The organism is Thermanaerothrix sp. (assembly GCF_056331585.1).
Genome location: NZ_JBWGPQ010000001.1, coordinates 25,196 through 47,344, shown reverse-complemented (window position 1 = coordinate 47,344; position 22,149 = coordinate 25,196). Strand labels below are relative to the sequence as shown.

Below are 22,149 nucleotides of genomic sequence, written 5' to 3'. Positions count from 1 at the left end.
GGCAGACTTTTCCCCTCCTGGTAATAACGGGTGGTTCGCGACAAAAACTTGCCTACTGCCCTCCCCTTGCAGTAGAATAATCACAAAGGGATTATGTTTGGCCCCTGTAGCTCAAAGGACAGAGCAGCGGACTTCTAATCCGTTGGTTGTGCGTTCGAGTCGCACCAGGGGCATTGACCGAAACCAATCTTTTTAGAGGTGCTTATGAACAATCAACTTTGGCCAGAAAGAAAAGGGGTTTTCCAAATCGCCGGTCAGGATGTAACCCTTATTGGTAACGAAGTCCGAATCGGTGACCAAGCCCCTGAATTCATTGCCCAAACCCAGGATTGGCAATCCATTCCGATTTTAGCCTCAACCAAAGGTAAAGTGCGTATTCTGGCAGCCGTACCTTCGCTCAACACTACAGTTTGCGACCGAGAGACTCGTCGTTTCAATGAAGAAGCCTCGGCTTTGAGTGAAGACATTGTTATTATTGTTATTAGCATGGATCTCCCTTATGCCCAAAAACAATGGTGTGGTGCTGCTGGCGTAGATAGGGTTCTGGTGGTATCCGACCATATGGATGCTGACTTCGGCAAGAAATACGGCTGTTTAATCAAAGAACGGCGCATCCTGCGGCGCTCTGTTTTTGTCGTGGATCGAAAAGACAAAATCACCTATGCGGCTTACATGCCCGAACAAGGTCAGGAACCGGATTATCTCGCCGTCATCCAAGCCGCCAAAGATGCGCTAATGGCACAATAGGAGTATGATGCAAGAAAGGATGTGCCCATGATCCCAATCGTATTTCGCCCAGGTTTGCATAAATCCTCTACCGAAAGCGAGACCCTCTTGCTCATTACACGGGGAGTATCCTACCACTTCACCGTTCACTCCCGCGCTTGGCGTCCCCCTACCGACATTTACGAAACAGAAGATAAAATCATCGTGTTGGTCGAAATAGCCGGGATGCATGAAAAAGATTTTATCGTCTCCCTGGATCGCAACCGGCTGAGTATTTCGGGGGTACGTTCTCAACCCTTAGATGAACGTCGAGCTGTTCATCAAATGGAAATTCCTTTTGGCGAATTTGCCCTCGAACTCGACATTTCTGTCCCTATTGACCTTGATAAGGTAACAGCTGCCTATGAAAATGGCTTCCTACGGGTCGAGTTACCTAAGCGTCAACCCAAATCCATCGAGATTTCAACGGAGGGGTAAATCATTATGGGAGCCTATCGCTGGCCTGTTCTCAAGCCGTGGGAATTTCCACTTGATACCAATACCGAAGAAGAACTCCAGGAGGTTCTTTTACCACCTGAAGAAGTCAATCCTATCAATGAAGCCCCCCAAAATCCGGCTGAACCCCAATCCCAAAGCAGTAGCGAAGGATTGATCAAACTCCCTGAAATTCTGCCTATTCTTCCTTTACGCGGCCTTGTCGTTTATCCTCAAACCATGGTGCCGCTGACCATAGGCCAGCCGCGTAGCATTCGTTTGGTGGATGATGTGGTTGCAGGTGAACGACTTTTTGGTCTGGTGGCATCCAAAGTGTTTGAAATTGAAACCCCTGGTCCGGAACATCTCTTTCGTGTTGGTACTGCCGCAGTTATTCATCGCATGTTCCGGGCGCCTGATGGCACTATCCGCCTCTTGGTGCAAGGGCTTGTCCGTTTTCGCATTATTGAGTTCACTGCAACCGAACCCTACCTGATGGCCAGGGTTGAGGTCCTTCCTGAGATCCTGGAAACAGGGCTTCAAGTGGAGGCGTTGGAACGCAACGTCCGCGAGCAATTCATTCACATGGCTGAATTGATTCCATCTATGCCGCGGGAATTAGTTGCCACCATTGCGGCTATACCTGATCCCTTACAACTGGTCTACAACATCGCCAACATCCAGCGCATGGACATCAACGATGCTCAGGAGATCCTAGAACTCAATCGCATTAGCGAAAAACTTCAAAAGCTGGTAACCATCCTGGCCCGTGAAATTGAGGTTCTCGAATTAAGCCAAAAAATTCAGAAAGAAGCCCGCTCCGAAATAGACAAAGTCCAGCGAGAGTACTTTTTACGCGAGCAGCTCAAAGCCATTCAACGCGAATTAGGCGAGGGAGACGAGCAAGCCGCAGAGATCGAGGAATTCCGCAAACGCATTGAAGCCGCCAAAATGCCCGAAGAGGCTGAAAAACAAGCCCGTCGCGAATTGGATCGTTTGGCCAAACTCCCTACAGCCGCTGCCGAATACGGCGTCATTCGCACCTATTTGGATTGGTTAGTCTCGCTCCCTTGGTCCATTACCACACCGGATAACCTGGATATTCAAAACGCCCGGCGTGTTTTAGATGAAGATCACTACGGCCTTGAGGATATCAAAGAACGTATCCTAGAATTTCTGGCCGTGCGCAAATTGCGGCAGGAACGCAAAGAACTTTTACAAACCCAAACTACGAGCGACCGTATTCGACGCGAGCGGGAAGGTGTCATTCTTTGCTTCGTTGGACCGCCTGGGGTAGGGAAAACGTCTCTTGGACAATCTATCGCGCGCGCACTAGGGCGAAAATTTGTGCGCATATCCTTGGGTGGGATGCGCGATGAGGCTGAAATCCGCGGCCATCGTCGCACTTACATTGGAGCAATGCCTGGACGGATTATTCAAGCCTTACGCCGCGTGGAATCGCGCAACCCCGTTTTCATGCTGGATGAAATAGATAAACTTGGGGTTGATTTCCGCGGTGATCCGGCTTCGGCACTACTTGAAGTTCTTGACCCTGAGCAAAACGCAGAGTTCCGTGACAATTACATTGAGGTCGCCTTTGACCTTTCCCAGGTCATGTTCATCACGACAGCCAATACCCTTGAGACCATTCCAGCCCCCCTGCTAGATCGCATGGAGGTGATCCAGTTATCAGGATACACCGAGAACGAAAAACTAAATATCGCCCGGTATTACTTAATCCCGCGCCAGATTCGTGAAAATGGCCTAAAGACTGAGGAAGTTGCATTCACCGATGAAGCCATTTTAAATATAATCCGCCATTACACCCGTGAAGCCGGGGTTCGCAATTTAGAGCGGGAAATCGGGGGCGTCTGCCGCAAGGTTGCCGTACAAATTACTGAAGGCAAAGCCACCCAGGTCCACGTGGATGTCGAAAAGGTGCGCGAGTACTTGGGACGCCCCAAGTACCTGGCTACACAGGAAATTATCCGCCGCACAGAGATTCCCGGCGTTGCCATTGGCTTGGCCTGGACTCCAGTCGGTGGCGAGATTCTATTTGTGGAAGCCACCCGTATGCCGGGCAATAAGGGCTTTATTACGACTGGATCGGTTGGTAAAGTGATGCAAGAATCCGCTCAGGCAGCGCTTTCTTACGTACGTGCCCACGCGGTTGAGTTAGGCATTGACCCCGAGATTTTCGAGAAGTCTGACATCCACCTGCATGTCCCTGCTGGAGCACAACCCAAAGATGGACCATCGGCGGGTGTCACCATCGCTACCGCACTGGTCTCTCTGCTCACCGGTCGGTTAGTCCATCATGATGTAGGAATGACGGGCGAAATCACCTTGCGCGGCCAGGTACTGCCAGTGGGTGGGATTAAAGAGAAAGTTCTCGCTGCCCATCGCGCCGGGCTTAAAACGGTGATTCTACCCAAGGATAACGAAGGCGATCTGGAAGACCTGAGCGACGAGATACGCCAAACCATTAACTTTGTCCTCGTCGAAACTGTGGATGAGGTGCTTCAGAATGCCCTTGAACAACCCGTCTCCGAACCAGCATCATCACCTGCCCCTTAAGAGAGTGTATGATCAAAATTTTCCTCATCGAAGACCATGCGCATACTCAACAGTTGTTGAGAACACTGTTAGAACTAGAGGGGTATCAGGTTGTCACACCTTCAATACCCGACCCACAAAAGATTTTGGAACTCATACATGACCAACATCCCGCCATCGTCATCCTCGACGCTCATCTGCGTGAATTCAGCGGTATAGAAATCCTTGCGTCCTTGCGTAAATCTTCTCTCGAGTTCCAACCCAAGGTAATACTGACCTCAGGTGAAGACCTAGGCGTGGAGTCTTACAGAGCAGGTGCAGATGCTTTTCTGCTAAAACCCTTTGCTCCTGAAAAATTGCTCAACCTCATCAAAAATCTGACTATTTCACAAAGTTCGTAGCCCATGCCTTCTTTACGTGTGGCAATTCTAACCGTATCCGACCGGTCCTTCCGTGGCGAACGACCAGACAGTTCAGGTCCCCTGCTTGAGAAATTTCTCACTGAACAGGGGTGGAAAGTTGTGGCAACGGCAATTGTTCCCGATGAAGAAGAGATGATTCGCCAACAACTTCTCCAATGGTGTGAGGAGGACATCACAGATCTGATTTTGACAACAGGTGGAACTGGTATAAGCCCTCGAGATATCACCCCCGAAGCCACCCAAAGTATTATCGAGCGCCCACTTCCAGGAATACCTGAAGCCATGCGTGCCGCTAGCCTTAAGATCACTCCACACGCCATGCTTTCGCGCGCCACTGCCGGGCTTCGAAAACGCACCCTGATCATTAACCTTCCCGGGAGCCCTAAAGGGGCTATTGAAAGTCTCCAAATCATCCTCCCGGCTCTTCCCCATGCTGTTGCTCTGTTGCGCGAAAGTCCCGAAGCCGAAAAGGGACATCTCTCTCAAACTCGAATACCGGAGGATGGAGGTTAATAAGTATGGCCGAACACACAACTGAAAATCGCGCTGGTCACCTGCGCACCACGGTTCATCTGGAATATGGGGAAGTGGTAGCGCTTTGCCGCTGCTTTAAATCCAAACAATTCCCCTTTTGCGACGGAACCCATAAAACCTTAGAGGGCGAAGTGGGCCCGGTCGTTGTACATGCGCCCAAAGAACCTCAGGCTGATGAAAGAAACAATTAGGATGCTCTCTTGATCCCCAAATTACCCGATAACGCTTGAGTTTCCAGTGCAGTGCGAAGATCTTCATCGCGGCGAAGGGTAAACATAGGCACCCCTAATGCTTGAATTTGCTCCCGTGTAACGGTAACATCACCTCTTCCACCAAATGAACTTCGATCTACCAAAACCAAAATCGGATTAAGGTCACGTCGAAGTAATTCCTCAACTGCCAATACCACCTCTTGATCGTTGACTGCGGTTACCAAAATTACTGTTGTGCCACGTACTAAATAGCCTGCCTGACTTTGAACTAGCCCCATGAGAGGAAGACGACCATTGGGTTGGACAAAGGCCAAGATTTCTAAAAATTTATCCAGTTGCCGCTCACCGCGTTCTGCCGGTAAAATGCTTAAGTGGGGACCAACACAAGCGAATCCCAACGCCCGGCCGTGGCGTAAATAATAATGACCGATAGACGCCGCCGCCGAAACAGCATACTCAAAGGTGCTTGGCGGTAAGATCGGGGCTGATCTCTGCATCCAGACCCAAACGGGCTGTCCGCGTGCGGTCACCGTATCTTCTTGTGAGACATGAGCGCTCATGTATGCGTCTAAAAATAGCCAAACATCGGCATAAGGATCCTGCTCAAATTCCTTAACCATGAACCGGTCATGCTTGGCCGTGCTCCGCCAGTGAATGCGATTAAGTGGATCGCCTGGTAAGTATTCCCGCACCCCTGCCGCATATGGGGTTACTTCCGTACTGCGTCGGTGCAGCACTCGTCCACCAGGCAACCTTCCAAGAGGTGCTGGGAACGAACGTAAATCTACCACATAAGGGAGAACCAACAACATCTTTGTAGCCGGTATTTCACGGCGCACGGCAAAAAGGCCAAAAGGATCCCCCGAGACTAAAATTGTCGGCCCTAACGGGAAAGCCCCACGCCGATGCAACATCGTGCGAGTCACGAAGAACCGCTCTTTGCCTCGACCAATTTCTGAAAGAACGCGTGAGAAGTGTTTCTCAGGTAAAGGGGAAAGATCTCGAACCTCCAACCAAATAACGTCGAGATACCCTGTATTCCGAATCTCAAAACGTTCTTCAAACATCTGCCCAACTTGATAACGCAACCCGCGTGCTTGTCGTTCAACCTGAACATGGCGTAGGATTTGCGACGTCCATAGCCATGAGAAGACTAGGAGCAATCCGATACCATAGGCTAAACGAAGGTAAACACGCGTAGTCGCCCCTCCCCCTAAAAAAAGAGCAACGACAACGAAGGCTAATGCTCCAATAAAAAATAACGAAGTTCGGCGGATAATCATTCGCTTTGTAGTTTCTGTACCACACTTCCCCCCGGCACCGGAAGGGTCATCAAGATTTCGCGCAAAATTTGCTCTGCCGTCAGATCTTTCAATCGTGCTGCCGGCTGGATAATCATTCTATGGGCCAAGACATGCTCAGCTAGCACCTTGATGTCATCTGGGAGAACATAATCGCGTCCTTTGATCGCCGCACGTGCCTGTCCGGCGCGATATAACCCCAAACTCCCACGTGGACTGGCACCAAGATAAACATCGCTATGATCACGTGTTGCACGCACTAATTCTACAATGTACCGTTCCACTGCGGGAGAAACATAGACGGTCTTAACAGCTTCTTGAGCTTCCAGCACCTCTTCTGAGGTAGCAACTGGTTGTAAGTCTGACAACGGGTGTCGCAGTTGTTGCAATTCTAATATGCGGATTTCATCGGCAAGTTCTGGATATCCAATACGTATCCTCATCAAGAAACGATCCAACTGCGCCTCGGGTAGCGGAAAAGTGCCTTCATATTCAATCGGGTTTTGCGTCCCCAACACAATAAATGGTTGAGGTAGGGGGTGCGTAATGCCATCTACGGTGATTTGGCGCTCTTCCATTGCTTCTAGCAAAGCCGATTGTGTCTTAGGGGTCGCCCGATTGATTTCGTCGGCCAATACTACCTGCGCCATGATTGGTCCAGGTCGAAACTCAAACTCTCGTGTTACCTGATTGAAAATTGAGACCCCAGTAACATCACTGGGCAGCATATCTGGGGTGAATTGAATGCGGCTGAATGCACATCCAAGCGATTTGGCCAGACTGCGTGCCAAAATTGTCTTTCCTACCCCCGGAACATCATCAATCAGCAGATGTCCTTGACAAAGCAGTCCTATGACGACTAGTTCCAGCGTTTGACGTTTTCCAACAATAACCTTTTCAAGGTTTGCCAATAATTTATCAGCGAATTGCTGGACTTTGACTGCAACCATGTCCATAATTTAGGTCTCCCTTCTCTCTCACCGCTTAATCCATTCTACCCAAGCAATTCCTAGCCAGGCTAACCATGCCAGAAAGCTGACTGTCACACCAATAGACGTAGAGACTGGCTTATAAACAAACTGAACCATATGTTTTCCTGCTGTAAGAAACACGGCTCGTAAACATCCATCTGCCTGCAGCAATGGTTGCAAATGCCCATCCACTATAACCTTCCAACCAGGATACCATAAATCAGTCATCCGCAACCAGCCCGAGCCGGTGGTTTCCACCTCTAAAATAACCCTGTTGAAATTCTCGCTCACCGACAAAATACTGACGGTTGACAAAGGCATTTCTACTCTCTCTGTTTCACCCTGAGTCCCTATAAGAATCAAACACCGCGATTCAGAGTTTATCACATCCCCTAATCTCATCAACGCCGAAAACAATGAGGGTTGAACTTCAAGGCACGTAAACCATTGCCAACGCTCTTTCGGATTAAGAGGATGAAATTTTATTCCCAGAGAAGATGGCTCATCATGGTATTCGACCACCGCCACATTGAGATTTTCTAGCCAAGCCGCTTTTAGGGATTCGGGTTGGGATTCAACAAAAGTGATTAGCCTGTTATAACAACCGGGCTGAAGAGGATCAAAGTTATTTAGGGAAGACACTGACGCTAGCAGATTGAGATTGGGCAACAATGAAGCCCGTAATGCCCCAACGTACTCTCCACTCTTCTGATAACGGTCAAATCGAAAAAAGCGTTTGAATTTAAGTTCATATTCATCTGGAGGTGGCAAATAAAGACGCCCTTGTTGAATCACTGGTGGTAATTCATAGGGAAGATCCACCGGGCGAAAAATTTCCATGCTTGCAACAGGGATCAATCCTCTAGAGGACACAAGAATATCTACCACCACCCATATCAAAAATAACCAACCCCAACTCAATCGAAGCCTCGTGGATGATGACTCCGCTGGAGTGAGAAGCAATATCACCACAGCCCCTAAGGTAATCCAACCGAACTGAAACGTAGCATTGGCAAAGGACGATTTTAGATCCGAGAGCAGATGAGATGCCCACCACGCCGAGAGCATAACTGCCAGCGAACCAGCAACGCTTAATCGCAGTCCATACACAACCCACCCTTCAGGCTTCCGCCAAGTCTCAATCCCTAAGCCGCTCAAAACGGCAAGGCCGAAAACCGTCCATATCAACCAGCGTGAAGGCGCTTGGAACATATCAAATGTGGGTACATACCGATATAACCAGCTGTAAAGGGGAATGTTTTTACCTAAGGCTAAAAGAATGCCTACAACAACAATTCCCCATAGAAAGACAATTAGCCTTTCAAATGTCGAAACTTCTCCCTTTCTCCAAACCCGAAAGGCCTTTCTTAAAGTGACCAAAGCCATGAACAAAGGAAGGATGCCAATATACACCGCGTCCTCCCAATAATTCGCGTAACCCCAGTAACCATCTAAACCTGGGTTTCCAAATAGGTTTGGAGTTAAAAAGCCAGTTAATCGCCATGGCCATAAGGAATAGGTCATAGCCTGCTCATAATCCACCCGAGTTGCCCGCTGAGAGTTTAACAAATATTCGGCAGTCGGCAATAACTGAGCTAGCGATAAACCCACCGCCCACAAAAGTGCTACAAATCCCCCGACAAACGGACTAATTTTCTTATCTCTCCCCCACAGCCACCAAACGAATCCCCACACCAAAGCCAACTGCCAAGTGTACCAAGTCAATTGAGCATGACCAGCCAGCAACTGTATGGCTAATACCAAGGCCAGTGATAGAACTTTTGCCCTGATTGGTTTTTCCTCGGAAGAGGCCGTGAAAATCTCATCAACACTATTCACCACCCATGGCAGCCATGCCCCGGTCCAAATCATGCTAAAGAAATTAATCCGCGCGATGAAATACTGGCTGAGACTAAAGGCAATCCCAGCCACGACTTGACCTAATACACCGCACCCCAGTCGTTTCATTAAGCGTGTCATCCCCCATCCTGCCCACGTTAGATGTAATGCAGTGAGAAGTGTAAATCCCCAGGCCAATAACGGAGCACCCCCCAACCAATAAAAAAGCCCTAAAACCCAGGAAGGCGGATAAAACCAGGCTAATTGATAATTCGCCAGAAGCGGTGCCCCCATGCCATTCAATGGGTTCCAGAGCGGAAAAAGTTCGCCTCTAAAGACCTGTTCATATGCCAGGGCACGCCAGGGGATAAACTGCAGTACTGGCAGTCCCCAATACAGCACCTTTCCCTGGAGCAACGCCCCTCCAACTAGAAGAAACGGGAGTAACAAGAAAATGATCAAATAAGAAGGTTTGGGAAATCTCATCGTGTTTTATGGGCTATGCGAAATTTTTAATGATGAACCTTTATCACTCACTTATTTATCTAAGGTTTTCTACTCTTACCCCACGCATCACGCATAGAGATACGCTTCACGATTGGAGTCATTAGGACCACACCCCAGGCAAAAACCGCAAACGCTATTCCTAAAATCAGGAGACGAGGTTTATACCTAAGAGAAATCACATGCTCTCCCACGGGAACCTCAATTGCTCGAAAAAGCCCCTGAAGGGATTGCATCGTTCTCGGCTGGCCATCCAGCGAGGCCTCCCAACCAGGATATGCCACCTCGGCTAAAATCAACCATCCTGGCCCTTGTGCCCTGATCTTCCATTCATTGGGTGATCGTCGAATGATCTCAGCCTCCCCCTCAATCCGAGGCGGCCAGAAAAGATCAGACTGAATCCATGCGCGCGGGAAAGCACGCCGGTTCAAATAAATGAATTGACCATCAATTTGGGTGATCAATTCCAATCCAGTTACCTGTAAAGGAAAAGCCGAAACCACATACTTAACATTCCACCACCCCAACCAATCCGCACGGGGAAAGTAAAAACGATTGTCTACCTCAGGGTCACCGCTTAAAAACGGGGGCAAAGTAACCGAGTAACCCTTCTCGGGAACACCGGTAGCCATGCTCATGTACCTTACATAGGGTTTCAACTGTAAGGGATGAACGCCATCTGCCAATTCCAGTTGGTTTCGTACGGCAATATATTGCGGCAATGAAAAAGAGGGTGAATAGATACGGAAAATCCCATTGTCCTGACGGAAAAAGGTGACCAAATTGGATGTTTTCTCCCTAATTTCATCTTCGGGGTGAAAAGCGATCCAAGTCCTGTTTACGATTTCCAAATCTACAAGTAACAGTAAAGCTAATATTGTCCATCCTATGTCTCTCTTTAGCCGCTGACGTTCCCACAGGGCAACAGTCAGTACCGCCGCGGCTAACAGGACTATTCCAAAGAGCATTAAGAGAGGGATCTCCCCAAAGAGAAGACGCCACCCCAGAGTCAAAAATACAATAAATCCCAGTAAACCGCTCAACCAAAGGATAATATCAGGACGTAGCACGCGGGGTGATGCCATGAGCCAATTTACCCCAGCCGCAGTAGAAAGCGAAGCCACAAAACCCACTACAAACCAGAGGCGTGCAGGAACCCGGAGTAAACTTATCCCGGGTAAACGCATTAATATTTCCACCCCTGGAAAATAAGACCCTAGCGCCGCAAGCATGGCCACCCCCCCAAAAATGAGCCAACCTCTGAGTGAGTGTCTTAGAGTGGGCACACCAATTACTAACACCAACATGCTAATTGGGACCATCCCCAAATACGTTACCCATTCATGCGCCCGCCCAAAACCGGGAAACAGCAACCCAATCAAATGATAAGGGGGTAATGAATACGTCAATGCCTCAGAAGGGTGTAATTCACTTCGTGTGGTTAAGGGCAACCATTCTAGCAAGGGTAAAAGCAAAGGTGCCGCAACCATGAATCCCCATATGAGTTGGATAATATAAGTTCCAATCTGGCGGATGTTCTTTCTTTGTAAATGTTCTCGCCCCCCTAAGACTGCATACCCCAACCACAATCCGGCTAACACAACCCCCCACCGCAAGTCGGCCAGCCATCCCAAACCTAAAACCAATCCCGGGAAAAAGAATGCTGGCCATACCTGTTTTGCATAATGCTGACGTAACTTTTCGGCCACCAAAACCCATGGCGTCCACGAAAAAGCGTAGATTAAGGTGTAATGGCCTGCTCCCCAGTGAGCAAAAATTTTGGGAAGCAACATCAAGGTCCATCCCCCTAACATCGAGGCATACCGGTTATACCCTTCCAGCCTTAACCAGCGATACATGCCCAGTCCTAGAAAGAGAAGGTGGAGAACGAGAGTGATGTTAAAACTCCATGGAGAGGGGAACAACAGAGTCAACCAAGCGGGAGGGTACCAAAGACTGCTAAGGGGATCCGCTACCAAGGGATATCCGCCCAAAAACGCGTTCAACCACAGAGGGATTTCACCCCACTTGCGCAACGAATGCGCAATCTCCCACGCGCCCGGATAATGCGCAATTAGAGCATCGGTATAGGTTGACTCGGGAGGAAAAGGCCATTTCCCCAGTTGGGGTAACCAAGGAAGAAGCGGGATCAACAATATTCCACGGATTAGCAGTCCACGTCTAATTTTTGCTCTCATGGTTTAGTCGGCACCCCATACACGTAAATTTCACCAAACTGAGCCACAATAGGCACCGAGGAGAGCGCGTTTAGCTTAGCCACATCACGCTCCCGCGTTCCCCAAAATATGTAATCTACCCCACGTTCCTGTAGGTGCCGAATGAAATCCGAGTCTGAACCCGCGGTCTTGAGTGTAGCAACAACCCAACTCTGCTCTACTTTGGCATCCACCGTCTCAAAAGGATGGCCATATATGACCCGTCTTCCGGTAAAAGCTGGAATAATTAACCCTGTTTCAGGCGCAGCATAGATAAGCGCCTCTTGGGGCGTGTGAGTCTCAATCCACTCTAGAGCACAATATTCATCCTTATCCAGCGTTAATAAAGGATGTCCATTAGCAACTGCCATGAGCCCTGAAAAAATAATGATCACCGTCGTAGGTAAAGATAGTGCAAATACCACCCTCCCCAGTAATCTTCCAACCCTCTTGTTCCATTGCTCAAGCCACACACTCCCACGACCCGCAAGAATCACAATTGGAATGTAAAACCCGACCAAAAGGCGTCGTTGCAGTGCCCATGGGCTGTATGCCATGAGCCATCCGACAGCAAACCACACCACCAGGAAAGGAAAGTTTACTTGGGATTCAAGTTTTGGCTTAACGGCCCCTAATATTGCTAACACAAGAGCCGGAGAAAAGGCAATGAGGTAATCCCATAAAGGGGGAGAGGGGGTAAGGTTTTGAGCATTCCACTCTCGCAGCCATGGATCCTGCAACACCGTTACATATTGATAAAAGAGAAGCATTCCGCCACCCAAACTAAAACCAAGTAGGGAATTTACCCTAATAGGGTGACGGCACAGCCACAACCACACATTATACCCAGCGCTCACAACACCGCCGACAACAACCCCAAAAGGCAAAATAACGCCCAAACTCGCCCCCAATAATAAGGACACAATAAACCCCCATTTACCTGAGGATTGGAGAAAGACTGAAAAATAAAACAAAAGCAATCCTAGACCCATAGGGAAATGGGGATTCGCAAACATAGAGAGAAACGGAAAAGCCTCAGCCAGCCAAAAATCCGGCGTGAAACCTCCCCACAAGGTCGCTAACCACCCCAACCCTGTTCCTAATAAAATCCAGTAATATACCCAAGTTATTCTGGTTGTGTCTTGTAAAACTAAGTTAAGAAATCGCCACAATGCCAGCATGAAAACACATGCTGAGAACAAACGGGCACCGTGAAACGCACCAATTAGAGGAATATTCAGCAATCTGGCTAAATGCCCTAATGCAAGGTAGAAGACAAAAAGATATCCTGAAGGGGGCGCTTCCGCAGTAAACGGCAGACGAAACAACCATTCTCCTTGAAATCCTTGGTACATCTTCGCTAAATAGGAGTAACCATCAATAGGATTAAACAAAAAGCCTGTAAAAATACGTTCTTCGGATGAAATGAGGACTGCTAAAATATAAGGCAGTCCGGTCAAACCCCAAACAAGCAAACTGCCTATCCATGGGAAACGACGTACGCCCATGTTATGAAGTATACTAAAATGAACTTGGCGAAGCAAACGCTTCATCATGATCACCCTAAAGGTTCGGAAAGCATCCTATGAGCCAAGCGTTTCACCTTCTCCAACTGCAGAAAATTGACTCGCAACTTGATCAGATCGAAACCCGGGCTCAGGAAATAAATGCCCTATTATCCAACCATTCTGAAGTTGAGGCAGCTCAACACCTTCTTCAGGAGGCTGATACAGTCTTCAAACAAAAGCAACAGGTGCTCAGAAAAATTGAACAAGACGCACAGGCCAAACGGATAAAACTGGAACAAAGCGAAGAAAATCTTTATTCAGGAAGGGTCAAACTTCCCAAAGAATTACGTGATCTAGAAAATGAGGTGCAAGCCCTAAAACGTGCTCTGAGCGCCCTCGAAGATCGCCAACTGGAGGCTATGATCGAACTCGAACAAGCCGAAGCCGAGTATCGCCAGGCTGAACTCCAGTTACAGCGTGCTCTTGCCACGGAAACCGAACAACATGCCAGTCTGCGCGGTGAATTGGAAAACCTTCTCCGTAATCGCGAACGGCTGCTGCGTGAACGTGAGGTGATTCTCAACCAAATTGAACCCACTAACCAAGCCATCTATCAGCAATTGCGCGAACGCAAGCGTGGAATCGCTGTCGCCACTGTAGAAGACGATACCTGTTCTGCCTGCGGTTCTACCCTGACCCCCGCTGAACGACAAGCAGCACGATTTCCCCATCAACTGGTGTTTTGCAGTTCATGCGGACGCATCCTTTACGCTGGATAGACTATGCGTAACTTTTTAGGATTACAACTCGACCGTCTCTCGTTTTGGATCGGATTCTTAACTGGAACGCTGTTCTGGTTCGTCCTCTCACGGTTAGGAAAAGAATGGCCTAATCTGCGCGAAGGATTAAAGCAGTGGTTTAAACATTTCAAACAACGCCAACTTGTTGGCACCGAATTTGCGATTCGTCAAGATGCCTTACGCCGCGCCCAATGCAACCACCTCGCCGCCAACTTATTCGCATTGGATGAGGTCATTATCCCGCCGCGATTACTGGCCCCACCCCAACCGCCCACGGGTGAATCTGACACCAGATTACCCCGCATCCACGAGCAACTGTTTCCCCCCTTACCTCAATGGCCTGAATTCATTTCGCGCTTCGGGGCTACCACATTATCTCTTATTCAGGCACTCAGTCAATGGCAGCGAATTGCCATCGTGGGAAAACCCGGGAGCGGCAAGACTGTTGCATTGGCTCATCTTGCCTCAATTTTGGCGCGCCGTGAAGGTCTCCCGAGTTTTGCCACCAACCTTACCCCAATTTTTCTACACTATCTTGATATAGAGCCTTTTATATCCTCTACCATAGACCCCTTAGACCCCATCTATCGGGCTTTGACTCGCTTCTTACCTCTGACCTCACAACCCCGTCTGCTCAGTTTTTTGAAAAGCGCCTTCATGGACGGAGATGCAGTGCTCCTTCTAGATGGTCTGGACGAACTTCCTCCAGAGATGCTTAATACTGCGACCTCTTACCTCCAATCTCTGCTTACCAATTACCCATATACCCGACTTGTGCTGAGTGCTTCTGATTTATATCTGGATGGTCTAATTGAGCCCGGGATAGAGCCTCTGCCCATAGCCACCTGGACACATGATCAAGTGGAAGCGTTTGTAAACCGTTGGAGCCGGTTGTGGAATCAGCATATCGGTATCCCCACCTCACAGAAAACAAATATTGTCCCTCTAGATGATCTTCTGGTTCGAGGTTGGGTAGACACGACCCCCACCTATTCTCCATTAGAGTGGACGCTTTTTATCTGGGCGCTTCTAGCCGGCGACCTATCGAGCACAGTTCCAGATGCGATTGACGCCTACATCAACCGCCTTTGCGGTCCTAGCCTTCCAGTCACCTCATTAAGCACGCTTGCGCGCACATTTATCGAGAGCCGTAAACCCGCTCTCACTCCGCGCGAAATTGAACAGGCGGTTTCCGAACTGCAAATTGCAAGCGTGGCGTCTTCATCCAACGATCAAGAGCAAATCGTCAAGAGCCCGACTTCCACATCCCCGAATAGATCCGCCCGACCCGGCAATCGAATCCTGCTGGCGCTTTTGGATGCAGGGCTTCTCCGCGAACACAGCAATGAACGGCTCGCCTTTTCTCATCCTCATATCATGGCGTTCTTGGCCGCGCGTCACCTTGTTGTGCTACCAGAAACACCCGGGCTACCTCTTTGGAGCGCTGAAGATACGCTGGTTTACCATTTCGCTGCTCTTCACCCCGAGATGCCTTGGTTCGAGAAATGGATAAACGGGGATTCAGTCCATACCTTGTACCGTGCTTTTTACTGGGCACGCTTAACCCCACGCAATGCCCCTATTCGCTCATTCCTGATGAAGCGCATCCTCCCTACTTTGCAAAGCGAACCAGAAAATCCTGAAGCGGGCTTTGAGGGATTGGCTGCCTGTGTTACTACAAATGATCCATCCTTGACCCTATTATTCCGCCAATGGCTTAAAGCCAACACATCCGCTCATCGTCTTTATGCTGCTTTAGGGTGTGGTTTTTTGCGGGATTCTGGGGCATTGAAGGATCTCATAGTCTTATTGAATGATTCTGAAGAAATGGTTCGGGTGGGGGCTTGTTTTGCGCTGGCTCAATACCGGGACCCTTTGGCTGAAGAAGCCGTGTTACGTGCCCTTACCTTCGGAGACGAAGCCCTCCGTCTCGCCGCGGCTGAAGCATTAGCTAACATCATCCCTAGCGGTGAAGAACACCTCAAAGAAGCCTTATCTGTTGAAGATCTTCTCACGCGGCGGGCAGCCGTTATTGGTATCGCAAATTTGCAAGCCCCCTGGGTCGCGGAAGAATTAGAACGTATTGCTGTAGAAGACAGCCAGTGGGTCGTACGAAATGCTGCCACCCAGGCTTTAGAAAGCCTTCACCAAGCCCATTTATATCTACATCGGTCTACAATCCCACCCCATGACACGCCATGGCTGATTGCATTTGCTGCTAAATTAGGACAAGGCATTACGCCCGGAGAACCTGTAGATTCGCTACTTCTGCAAGCCCTAATTCAGGGCAATGATAATGAAAAACTATCTGCGATGGCTATGATTCGCGCTCAACCCCGTTCAATTTATGTTCAACCCTTGAAAACTCTTTTACACCACGACAATCCCGAAGTGCGCCATATGGCATACTACACTTTGTGGGCACTTTCCCTTTCCGAACCTATAGCAGAAATCACAAACTAGGTTTTTGCAGTGCCCTCCTTAGCGCTTGATCTACCTTTTCAGGTTCTTGACCAAAGACGGCAACGAGTTTTTGCTCACTTTCAAAGCCAGCGACAATTTCCAACTCAGCCTGCTTTACCCCCAAAATACTGCTCAAGAACGCCAACAGAGCGTCATTCAATTGATCGGACCGAGTGGCTGAAGCGTGTAACGCGACAACCACGACCCCATCATCGGTGATGTGTTCAACGTAATCCCGACCTGCACCACCTTTCACCCATAAAGTAAGCGCAGCACCACGTTTAGGCTGAGAAAAGCGAGGTTTTTCCTTCTGTCCCATCGGGCGTCACCTGAGCATATTACTTAGCACCCCAATGAGTATCCACTCAACCACTTGGATAAGAATAACGAGAATTATTGGACTAAAATCAATCATCTGGACTGGTGGAACAATACGACGGATTGGTGTCAACAAGGGTTCTACAATGCGATCAAGTGCAGATCGGATTGGATGGAAAGGGGAAAGAAAATAAGAAAGCACAACATCCACAATAACCACAATCACCAGAAGTGTGGAAAGGGCTTGGATCAATTGTATTAGCAACCCAATCATCGTTTAATCCTCTCGCAATATTGTTTTTATTCAGGCCGTGGGCCTAGTATTGCCTGGCCAATTCGCACCATTGTTGCCCCTTCTTCAATTGCCAACGGAAAATCTGCACTGGTTCCCATTGATATCTCATCCCAGGACACACTTGGAAACGCCCGAGCCAGAAAATCGCGCAGTCGTCGTGAATGGACAAAATACCGCCGTGTCTGCTCGGCATTTTCCGCTAACGGGGGCATGGTCATGATGCCTCGGACCTCAAGGTGAGGACATGTAACCAAAATCTGTTCAATCTCTGGTAATAACTCTGACCAAGAATCAGGATTTTCAGCTCGCCACCCTGATTTGCTCTCTTCTCCCCCAACATTAAATTCAAGCAAGACCGGTAATCGTCGCCCCTGTTCAGTCAACACTCGCTCTAATTTCTGAGCCAGGCGAAGGCTATCCAGCGCCTGAAACCAATCAAAATATTGAGCAACAAGTTTGGCTTTCCGGCTCTGTAAATGACCGATCATATGCCATTTAAGAGAATAACCCTGAAGAGCCTCTATTTTTGGAAGGGCTTCTTCTGGATAATTCTCACCCAAATCCTTTGCCCCGGCTTCCACCACTGCACAGATAACTTCAACCGGTTGACCTTTGGTAACAACGATCAAGCGGATTTGTGCGGGATTACGGCCACTTCGACTTGCGGCTTGGTGAATTTGCTCTAAAACCCTGAAATAGTTCTCACGAATAACACTGGCCTCCAAGGTCATCTTCAATGCCTCCATCAGGAATTTAACGCTATCAATGCGCCAAAGCGACCAGTTCGGCCCGCTTCACCGCGATGGGAGTACCAATGATGGGTATCACAAGCCGTGCATAAACCTGCTATTTCCACCTGAGTGACTCCTGCTTTTCTCAGCCACAGTGTATTTGCCTGCCACAAGTCGAAATACGTTCGCCCATTTCGTTGAATTAGCAAGGCTTCTGAGTCTTCTTGAAAGGTTCGCTTAACACCTTCAATAACCTCGGGCCCAACCACATAGTGATCTGGTCCGATAGAGGGACCAATAGCAGCCAGGATATTTGACGGAATGCTACCGTATTTCATCCGCATAACCTCAATTGCTTTGTATGTAACCGCCGCAAGTGTGCCTTTCCATCCCGCGTGCACTAATCCTACAACGTTATTTTCGGGGTCATACAAGAGGATCGGGACGCAATCGGCAAACCGCATAAATAAAGTCACGTTGGGATTCTGAGTCAAAATAGCATCCGCTCGAGAATGAGGCGCATCCAAGGGACGCGGTTGATCCGTGCAAACAATAATATCGCTATGTACTTGCCATACATCAAAAATTGTCTCGACCTTACGATTGACAACTTCAAAGATGCGCCGCCGGTTTTCGATGACATTTTCACGGGTATCCCCAAGATTCCCCCCCAAGTTAAGACTGGCCCACGGTACCGGGCTAACACCCCCCAGGCGGGTAAAAACTCCATGAACAACCGCGGGCGGAAAAATATCAAATTGATAGTAGACCAGACCATTTTGACGAACAAAGCCCATCGTCTCATTCACCTAACGTAGAAATAGGCTCTTATGTAGAAATGGACTCGTGCTGCCTTGTTTGAGCCACAAGCCTCTTCTTGCCTTGCAGAATGGCATGCGTTTCTCGCATGTTCTCTTCAATAATAGGATAAAGATACCACATCGTCATCCAGCCAAATAGAAACCCGGTGATCGTGCGCAACAACGGGGTGCTCTCACGCACGAGCGACCATTGGGAGAGAAAGGGAATCAAACCCGGTAATTGTGAAACCCCGTCCAGTGCAATAGGCACTAAACCGAACAGGACCCAAAGATACCAGGGAAGGCGCCTCCATCGTCTTCCAGTGAGCCCAAATACCAGACCAAAGAGCAGCATCGAACCGTAAATCGCCACATCACGCTGACAAAGTGCCACTTTGAAGCCCAATGGAGCCACCCCGTACCCTAAAGATTCACCTCCCGTAAGAGCCCGTGCCCGCCTCAAGTCCAGACCGCTGGTCCCCGTAATCGCTTCATATGAAACCACATCGTCCAAATGAGCTGCTTCACGCGGATAATAGGGTTGCAAACCGAAAAAGAACCAAGAACGAAACGCCAGTTGATGGCACAAGGGACTGTAAACCGTATAAATAGCATTGGCTAACCGGTTCCAGCCCAACCTAAGAGACAGAGGAGCAAGAAACGGGATACCAACATAAAGAAGCAAAAAGAAATTGAAAACAGCGAGGTAATGGCGACTCAACCAGAGCGAGAGGGCATCGGCAGCACTCCATCGGGTTGACCTGTTTACCTGGTTTTGTTTTTCCCCCGCTCCCAGTTGTTGCAATTGAGATTGGCGATCACGAGCTGCACCAAGCGCAATTTCAAGAGATTGGCGATCAACAGGAGGGCGCAATCGGTAAGGGCCAATTTCTACAATTGGATAAATTTCACCCATCAGGGAGCGTAAACCCTCGCTATTATCCACATTAATAACCGTAATTTGCAGGTCAAAAGTCTCCCTAAGATCTTCTAAAACCCTCTGTACCTCATCACACATGGGACATGACGACGTGCGATACACAGTAACAATAATCATGGTTCTACCCCTAACATCCGCAAGTAGGAGCTTAGTGCATCCGAGGTTAGTTCCCCCAGATGATAAGCCACCAGTTTTCCTTCTGAACTCACAAAGAAGGTAGTTGGAAAACCCGCGATTTGATAGCGTTCGGCAACCTCACCCTTCGAATCCAAGAGAACAGGAAAGGTCACCCCTATGGTGTGGATAAAAGATAAGACTTGTGAAGATGACTCGGCGTAATTGATCCCTACAACGAAAATTCTATCCCCTAAATCTTCATATACCTGCTGAAGCAAAGGCATTTCCTCACGGCAAGGATCACACCAAGAAGCCCAAAAGTTCAAAATTAGCGGATGTCCTCTAAAATCTATAAGGCTCGTAGCCTTACCATCCAGGGAGGATAAATTAAAATCCGGAACGGAGTAACCCACCTCGATTCTGTCAGATGCGAACAGATAGGCCAGACGCCCAAAAATCCCCCCACCCACCAACGCTCCCAAGGCCAACCCTATTACCAACCCCAACCATAACCGTGAAGACACAAGGCGGTTCACAATTCACAACCCTAAATCGACAAAAAAGCCAAATTGCGCCAGTTGGTTAAAAATTCCCAAGAAAAGCAAAACCCCAACACCAATCATAATCACCCCCATCGCGATCTCAACATAATGTATCACCTTTCGGTAACGGCGGAGGATGGTAACCACCCACCCAATCCCCAACGCAGCCACTAGAAATGGAATAGCCAATCCCAATGAATACATCGCCAACAGGAATAACCCATTTGCGACCGATCCCTGATTAATTGCCAGGGTCAATATCATCCCTAAAACAGGGCCAATGCAAGGTGACCAACCAGCAGAAAACGAGATCCCCAGAAAAGCGGAAGAAAATAGACTCCTTCGCTGATCAAGAGGTGTTCGCGGTCGAAGGTCATACTCGAGCCATTGGAGACGTAGCAACCCCGTCATATGTAGTCCCAACAATATAACGATGATACCACCTAAACGAGCAATCCATACTCGTAAGTCGTATAACAAACTTCCTACTGCGGAAAGGGCCAGACCCAGGGTAAGAAACACCAAACTAAACCCAAAAACAAAGGCTACACCGTGTAAAAACGTTTCCAGGCGATTGGGCACCCCCTCTTGTTGAATCCTCGCAACCGAGCGCCCGCTGAGATAGCCCACATATGCTGGGATAAGACCAAACACACAGGGAGATAGGAAAGAAGCCAATCCAGCCAAAAACGCTAATCCTGCACTCACCTCTGTCATCGAACACCTCAAAAACGTTTGATTTTTAAGCCTCAATAACCTCGACAATCGTCCCCCCAGGCATACTGACGGTAACATCGCCAGGGTCATATGGGACAATCGGTTTTGTCCAGCGAAAGACAAATTTAGCATCCTCCGGAGCGCAGTTCACACATCCGTGAGAGCGTGGGGTGCCAAAATCATTGTGCCAGAATGTGGAATGAATGGCTACACCTTCACCGGTAAACAGCGTTGTCCACGCCACACCCGGTAGATCATACCCGGTGCCAGTTTGCCCCCCACTCATATGAATCGAGATAGCTTTACGCCAAATTGGATGCGGCCCCAACGGCGTACCCCATTTCTCAACCAGATTTCCTGCCGCATCCCACTTAGCGCCAGAAGAAATTTGACACGCATATACCTCAGTTTTTCCCTCATAACAATAAAGCATTTGACGCGTTGGCGTTACATCCACCACAACGCGTTTGTCCTCAACTTCCGGACTAATCGGGGTTAGTTCCTCAACCGTCAAGGGGCGGAACGCTTCCGCTGCGGCCCAGAAAACATCACCAGGGCCATAGCGTTCATTAATGCGATAGAGGACTTGACCATGGGAATTCGTCGTCATGCCATCTACCCATAGGATTTGGCTGTAATACAAACGCGGAATAAGCCCATGCTCAACCACATACTTTAACCATGGTGAAGCGGGCTCGCGATTCTCGAGGAAAATCTGAACATGAGGAACAGTAACCTCAACCCACATCCCCTTGCCCAGACTGGTTTGAGGCAATTCATTTACCGGTGTATTCGGTAAATTTCGCACCGGCTGAACGCTAGGCGCATAGATATACCCATCTGGCGTTTCAACCCAACGGCGACTTTGACGTCCTGCCGGGACCTCGCCCACCACTTCGCGCAACCATACAACGACCGCATCTTCATAGAGCGCGCCCACAGAAGGGCTGTTTGCCGAAGGTCGGGCGCGAATATCTACCTTCCCAACGCAAATCCGCCCTAAGCGTTCTGCATCCGGCCAATCTGAAGCCAACTGCTGCCACTCTATCCAAGGCCGCAAAGCCAGCGATCCCAACGTCAGCACCCCTAACTTCAAGAAATCTCGTCGTGAGACTGGCTGATACCAGAAATTCATGCCCATAAAGATACCCCGGCTCAGAGGT

General features: G+C 48.9%; 21 protein-coding genes and 1 tRNA gene. 9 read left to right on the top strand and 13 right to left on the bottom strand.

Annotation, left to right across the window (positions count from 1 at the left end; all coding sequences use genetic code 11):
• Window positions 1–100 precede the first annotated feature (100 nt).
• From AC01YT_RS00255 to AC01YT_RS00225, 7 genes are all read left to right on the top strand, one after another.
• A tRNA-Arg gene (locus AC01YT_RS00255) sits at window positions 101–173 on the top strand.
• Between the two features lie 31 nt (window positions 174–204).
• Window positions 205–747: a thiol peroxidase gene (tpx, locus tag AC01YT_RS00250; protein WP_476672063.1), complete on the top strand. Its 543-nt coding sequence runs from the start codon at window positions 205–207 to the stop codon at window positions 745–747.
• Window positions 748–774: 27 nt separating this feature from the next.
• Window positions 775–1,203: an Hsp20/alpha crystallin family protein gene (locus AC01YT_RS00245; protein WP_476672061.1), complete on the top strand. Its 429-nt coding sequence runs from the start codon at window positions 775–777 to the stop codon at window positions 1,201–1,203.
• A gap of 6 nt (window positions 1,204–1,209) precedes the next feature.
• Window positions 1,210–3,777 (top strand): endopeptidase La, encoded by a 2,568-nt coding sequence (lon, locus tag AC01YT_RS00240; RefSeq protein ID WP_476672059.1) that lies wholly within the window; start codon window positions 1,210–1,212, stop codon window positions 3,775–3,777.
• An 8-nt stretch (window positions 3,778–3,785) separates the two neighbouring features.
• Window positions 3,786–4,157, top strand: coding sequence for a response regulator (locus tag AC01YT_RS00235; protein WP_476672057.1), 372 nt, complete (start codon window positions 3,786–3,788; stop codon window positions 4,155–4,157).
• 3 nt (window positions 4,158–4,160) lie between these two features.
• On the top strand, window positions 4,161–4,691 hold the full coding sequence (locus AC01YT_RS00230; protein WP_476672055.1) for a MogA/MoaB family molybdenum cofactor biosynthesis protein: 531 nt from the start codon (window positions 4,161–4,163) through the stop codon (window positions 4,689–4,691).
• Window positions 4,692–4,696: 5 nt separating this feature from the next.
• Window positions 4,697–4,903: a CDGSH iron-sulfur domain-containing protein gene (locus tag AC01YT_RS00225; protein WP_476672053.1), complete on the top strand. Its 207-nt coding sequence runs from the start codon at window positions 4,697–4,699 to the stop codon at window positions 4,901–4,903.
• Here AC01YT_RS00225 and AC01YT_RS00220 read toward each other — a convergent pair.
• The 5 genes from AC01YT_RS00220 to AC01YT_RS00200 form a co-directional block, all read right to left on the bottom strand.
• Window positions 4,900–6,207, bottom strand: a complete 1,308-nt coding sequence (locus tag AC01YT_RS00220; protein ID WP_476672051.1) for a DUF58 domain-containing protein — start codon at window positions 6,205–6,207, stop codon at window positions 4,900–4,902. The genes AC01YT_RS00225 and AC01YT_RS00220 overlap by 4 nt on opposite strands.
• A complete protein-coding gene (locus AC01YT_RS00215; protein ID WP_476672275.1) occupies window positions 6,204–7,175 on the bottom strand; it encodes an AAA family ATPase in 972 nt (323 codons plus the stop codon). The genes AC01YT_RS00220 and AC01YT_RS00215 overlap by 4 nt, the downstream gene beginning before the upstream one ends.
• 27 nt (window positions 7,176–7,202) lie before the next feature.
• Entirely contained in the window at window positions 7,203–9,452 is a 2,250-nt protein-coding gene (locus tag AC01YT_RS00210; protein WP_476672050.1) for a hypothetical protein, read from the bottom strand.
• A 128-nt stretch (window positions 9,453–9,580) separates the two neighbouring features.
• Complete coding sequence (locus AC01YT_RS00205) at window positions 9,581–11,737, bottom strand: hypothetical protein (RefSeq protein ID WP_476672048.1); 2,157 nt, start codon at window positions 11,735–11,737, stop codon at window positions 9,581–9,583.
• Window positions 11,734–13,311, bottom strand: coding sequence for a hypothetical protein (locus tag AC01YT_RS00200; RefSeq protein WP_476672047.1), 1,578 nt, complete (start codon window positions 13,309–13,311; stop codon window positions 11,734–11,736). Before AC01YT_RS00200 ends, AC01YT_RS00205 begins: the two co-directional genes overlap by 4 nt.
• A gap of 29 nt (window positions 13,312–13,340) precedes the next feature.
• On the opposite strand from AC01YT_RS00200, the gene AC01YT_RS00195 reads away from it, so the two are divergent.
• On the top strand, window positions 13,341–14,042 hold the full coding sequence (locus AC01YT_RS00195) for a zinc ribbon domain-containing protein (protein ID WP_476672046.1): 702 nt from the start codon (window positions 13,341–13,343) through the stop codon (window positions 14,040–14,042).
• A 3-nt stretch (window positions 14,043–14,045) separates the two neighbouring features.
• Window positions 14,046–16,526 (top strand): HEAT repeat domain-containing protein, encoded by a 2,481-nt coding sequence (locus AC01YT_RS00190; RefSeq protein ID WP_476672044.1) that lies wholly within the window; start codon window positions 14,046–14,048, stop codon window positions 16,524–16,526.
• On the opposite strand, the gene AC01YT_RS00185 is transcribed toward AC01YT_RS00190, so the two are convergent.
• Genes AC01YT_RS00185 through AC01YT_RS00150 form a run of 8 tightly spaced genes read right to left on the bottom strand, consistent with a single transcriptional unit; the run spans window position 16,516 to window position 22,127 of the window.
• A complete protein-coding gene (locus tag AC01YT_RS00185; RefSeq protein ID WP_476672042.1) occupies window positions 16,516–16,845 on the bottom strand; it encodes a DUF167 domain-containing protein in 330 nt (109 codons plus the stop codon). The two genes, AC01YT_RS00190 and AC01YT_RS00185, sit on opposite strands and share 11 nt — an antisense overlap.
• A gap of 6 nt (window positions 16,846–16,851) precedes the next feature.
• The gene (locus AC01YT_RS00180) at window positions 16,852–17,118 is read right to left on the bottom strand and encodes a YggT family protein (RefSeq protein WP_476672041.1); all 267 of its coding nucleotides are present in this window, start codon (window positions 17,116–17,118) and stop codon (window positions 16,852–16,854) included.
• A gap of 26 nt (window positions 17,119–17,144) precedes the next feature.
• Window positions 17,145–17,870 (bottom strand): YggS family pyridoxal phosphate-dependent enzyme, encoded by a 726-nt coding sequence (locus AC01YT_RS00175; protein WP_476672040.1) that lies wholly within the window; start codon window positions 17,868–17,870, stop codon window positions 17,145–17,147.
• 14 nt (window positions 17,871–17,884) lie between these two features.
• Window positions 17,885–18,667 (bottom strand): peptidoglycan editing factor PgeF, encoded by a 783-nt coding sequence (gene pgeF / locus AC01YT_RS00170; protein ID WP_476672039.1) that lies wholly within the window; start codon window positions 18,665–18,667, stop codon window positions 17,885–17,887.
• 31 nt (window positions 18,668–18,698) lie between these two features.
• Window positions 18,699–19,727 (bottom strand): DUF2085 domain-containing protein, encoded by a 1,029-nt coding sequence (locus AC01YT_RS00165; RefSeq protein ID WP_476672038.1) that lies wholly within the window; start codon window positions 19,725–19,727, stop codon window positions 18,699–18,701.
• Window positions 19,724–20,263, bottom strand: coding sequence for a TlpA family protein disulfide reductase (locus tag AC01YT_RS00160; protein ID WP_424914085.1), 540 nt, complete (start codon window positions 20,261–20,263; stop codon window positions 19,724–19,726). Before AC01YT_RS00160 ends, AC01YT_RS00165 begins: the two co-directional genes overlap by 4 nt.
• Before the next feature lie 3 nt (window positions 20,264–20,266).
• Window positions 20,267–20,986, bottom strand: coding sequence for a cytochrome c biogenesis CcdA family protein (locus AC01YT_RS00155; protein WP_476672035.1), 720 nt, complete (start codon window positions 20,984–20,986; stop codon window positions 20,267–20,269).
• 25 nt (window positions 20,987–21,011) lie between these two features.
• Entirely contained in the window at window positions 21,012–22,127 is a 1,116-nt protein-coding gene (locus AC01YT_RS00150; protein ID WP_476672033.1) for a L,D-transpeptidase, read from the bottom strand.
• Window positions 22,128–22,149: the final 22 nt, after the last annotated feature.

What these genes read in the sequence shown, in the direction of transcription:
- AC01YT_RS00185 (WP_476672042.1), bottom strand. Translation starts at nt 16,845, where the DNA reads ATGGGACAGAAGGAAAAACCTCGCTTTTCTCAGCCTAAACGTGGTGCT.
- AC01YT_RS00175 (WP_476672040.1), bottom strand. Translation starts at nt 17,870, where the DNA reads ATGACCTTGGAGGCCAGTGTTATTCGTGAGAACTATTTCAGGGTTTTA.
- pgeF (WP_476672039.1), bottom strand. Translation starts at nt 18,667, where the DNA reads ATGGGCTTTGTTCGTCAAAATGGTCTGGTCTACTATCAATTTGATATT.
- AC01YT_RS00205 (WP_476672048.1), bottom strand. Translation starts at nt 11,737, where the DNA reads ATGAGAGCAAAAATTAGACGTGGACTGCTAATCCGTGGAATATTGTTG.
- AC01YT_RS00155 (WP_476672035.1), bottom strand. Translation starts at nt 20,986, where the DNA reads ATGACAGAGGTGAGTGCAGGATTAGCGTTTTTGGCTGGATTGGCTTCT.
- AC01YT_RS00195 (WP_476672046.1), top strand. Translation starts at nt 13,341, where the DNA reads ATGAGCCAAGCGTTTCACCTTCTCCAACTGCAGAAAATTGACTCGCAA.
- AC01YT_RS00200 (WP_476672047.1), bottom strand. Translation starts at nt 13,311, where the DNA reads ATGATGAAGCGTTTGCTTCGCCAAGTTCATTTTAGTATACTTCATAAC.
- AC01YT_RS00230 (WP_476672055.1), top strand. Translation starts at nt 4,161, where the DNA reads ATGCCTTCTTTACGTGTGGCAATTCTAACCGTATCCGACCGGTCCTTC.
- AC01YT_RS00235 (WP_476672057.1), top strand. Translation starts at nt 3,786, where the DNA reads ATGATCAAAATTTTCCTCATCGAAGACCATGCGCATACTCAACAGTTG.
- AC01YT_RS00215 (WP_476672275.1), bottom strand. Translation starts at nt 7,175, where the DNA reads ATGGTTGCAGTCAAAGTCCAGCAATTCGCTGATAAATTATTGGCAAAC.
- AC01YT_RS00225 (WP_476672053.1), top strand. Translation starts at nt 4,697, where the DNA reads ATGGCCGAACACACAACTGAAAATCGCGCTGGTCACCTGCGCACCACG.
- AC01YT_RS00150 (WP_476672033.1), bottom strand. Translation starts at nt 22,127, where the DNA reads ATGGGCATGAATTTCTGGTATCAGCCAGTCTCACGACGAGATTTCTTG.
- AC01YT_RS00165 (WP_476672038.1), bottom strand. Translation starts at nt 19,727, where the DNA reads ATGATTATTGTTACTGTGTATCGCACGTCGTCATGTCCCATGTGTGAT.
- AC01YT_RS00220 (WP_476672051.1), bottom strand. Translation starts at nt 6,207, where the DNA reads ATGATTATCCGCCGAACTTCGTTATTTTTTATTGGAGCATTAGCCTTC.
- AC01YT_RS00245 (WP_476672061.1), top strand. Translation starts at nt 775, where the DNA reads ATGATCCCAATCGTATTTCGCCCAGGTTTGCATAAATCCTCTACCGAA.
- AC01YT_RS00190 (WP_476672044.1), top strand. Translation starts at nt 14,046, where the DNA reads ATGCGTAACTTTTTAGGATTACAACTCGACCGTCTCTCGTTTTGGATC.
- tpx (WP_476672063.1), top strand. Translation starts at nt 205, where the DNA reads ATGAACAATCAACTTTGGCCAGAAAGAAAAGGGGTTTTCCAAATCGCC.
- AC01YT_RS00180 (WP_476672041.1), bottom strand. Translation starts at nt 17,118, where the DNA reads ATGATTGGGTTGCTAATACAATTGATCCAAGCCCTTTCCACACTTCTG.
- lon (WP_476672059.1), top strand. Translation starts at nt 1,210, where the DNA reads ATGGGAGCCTATCGCTGGCCTGTTCTCAAGCCGTGGGAATTTCCACTT.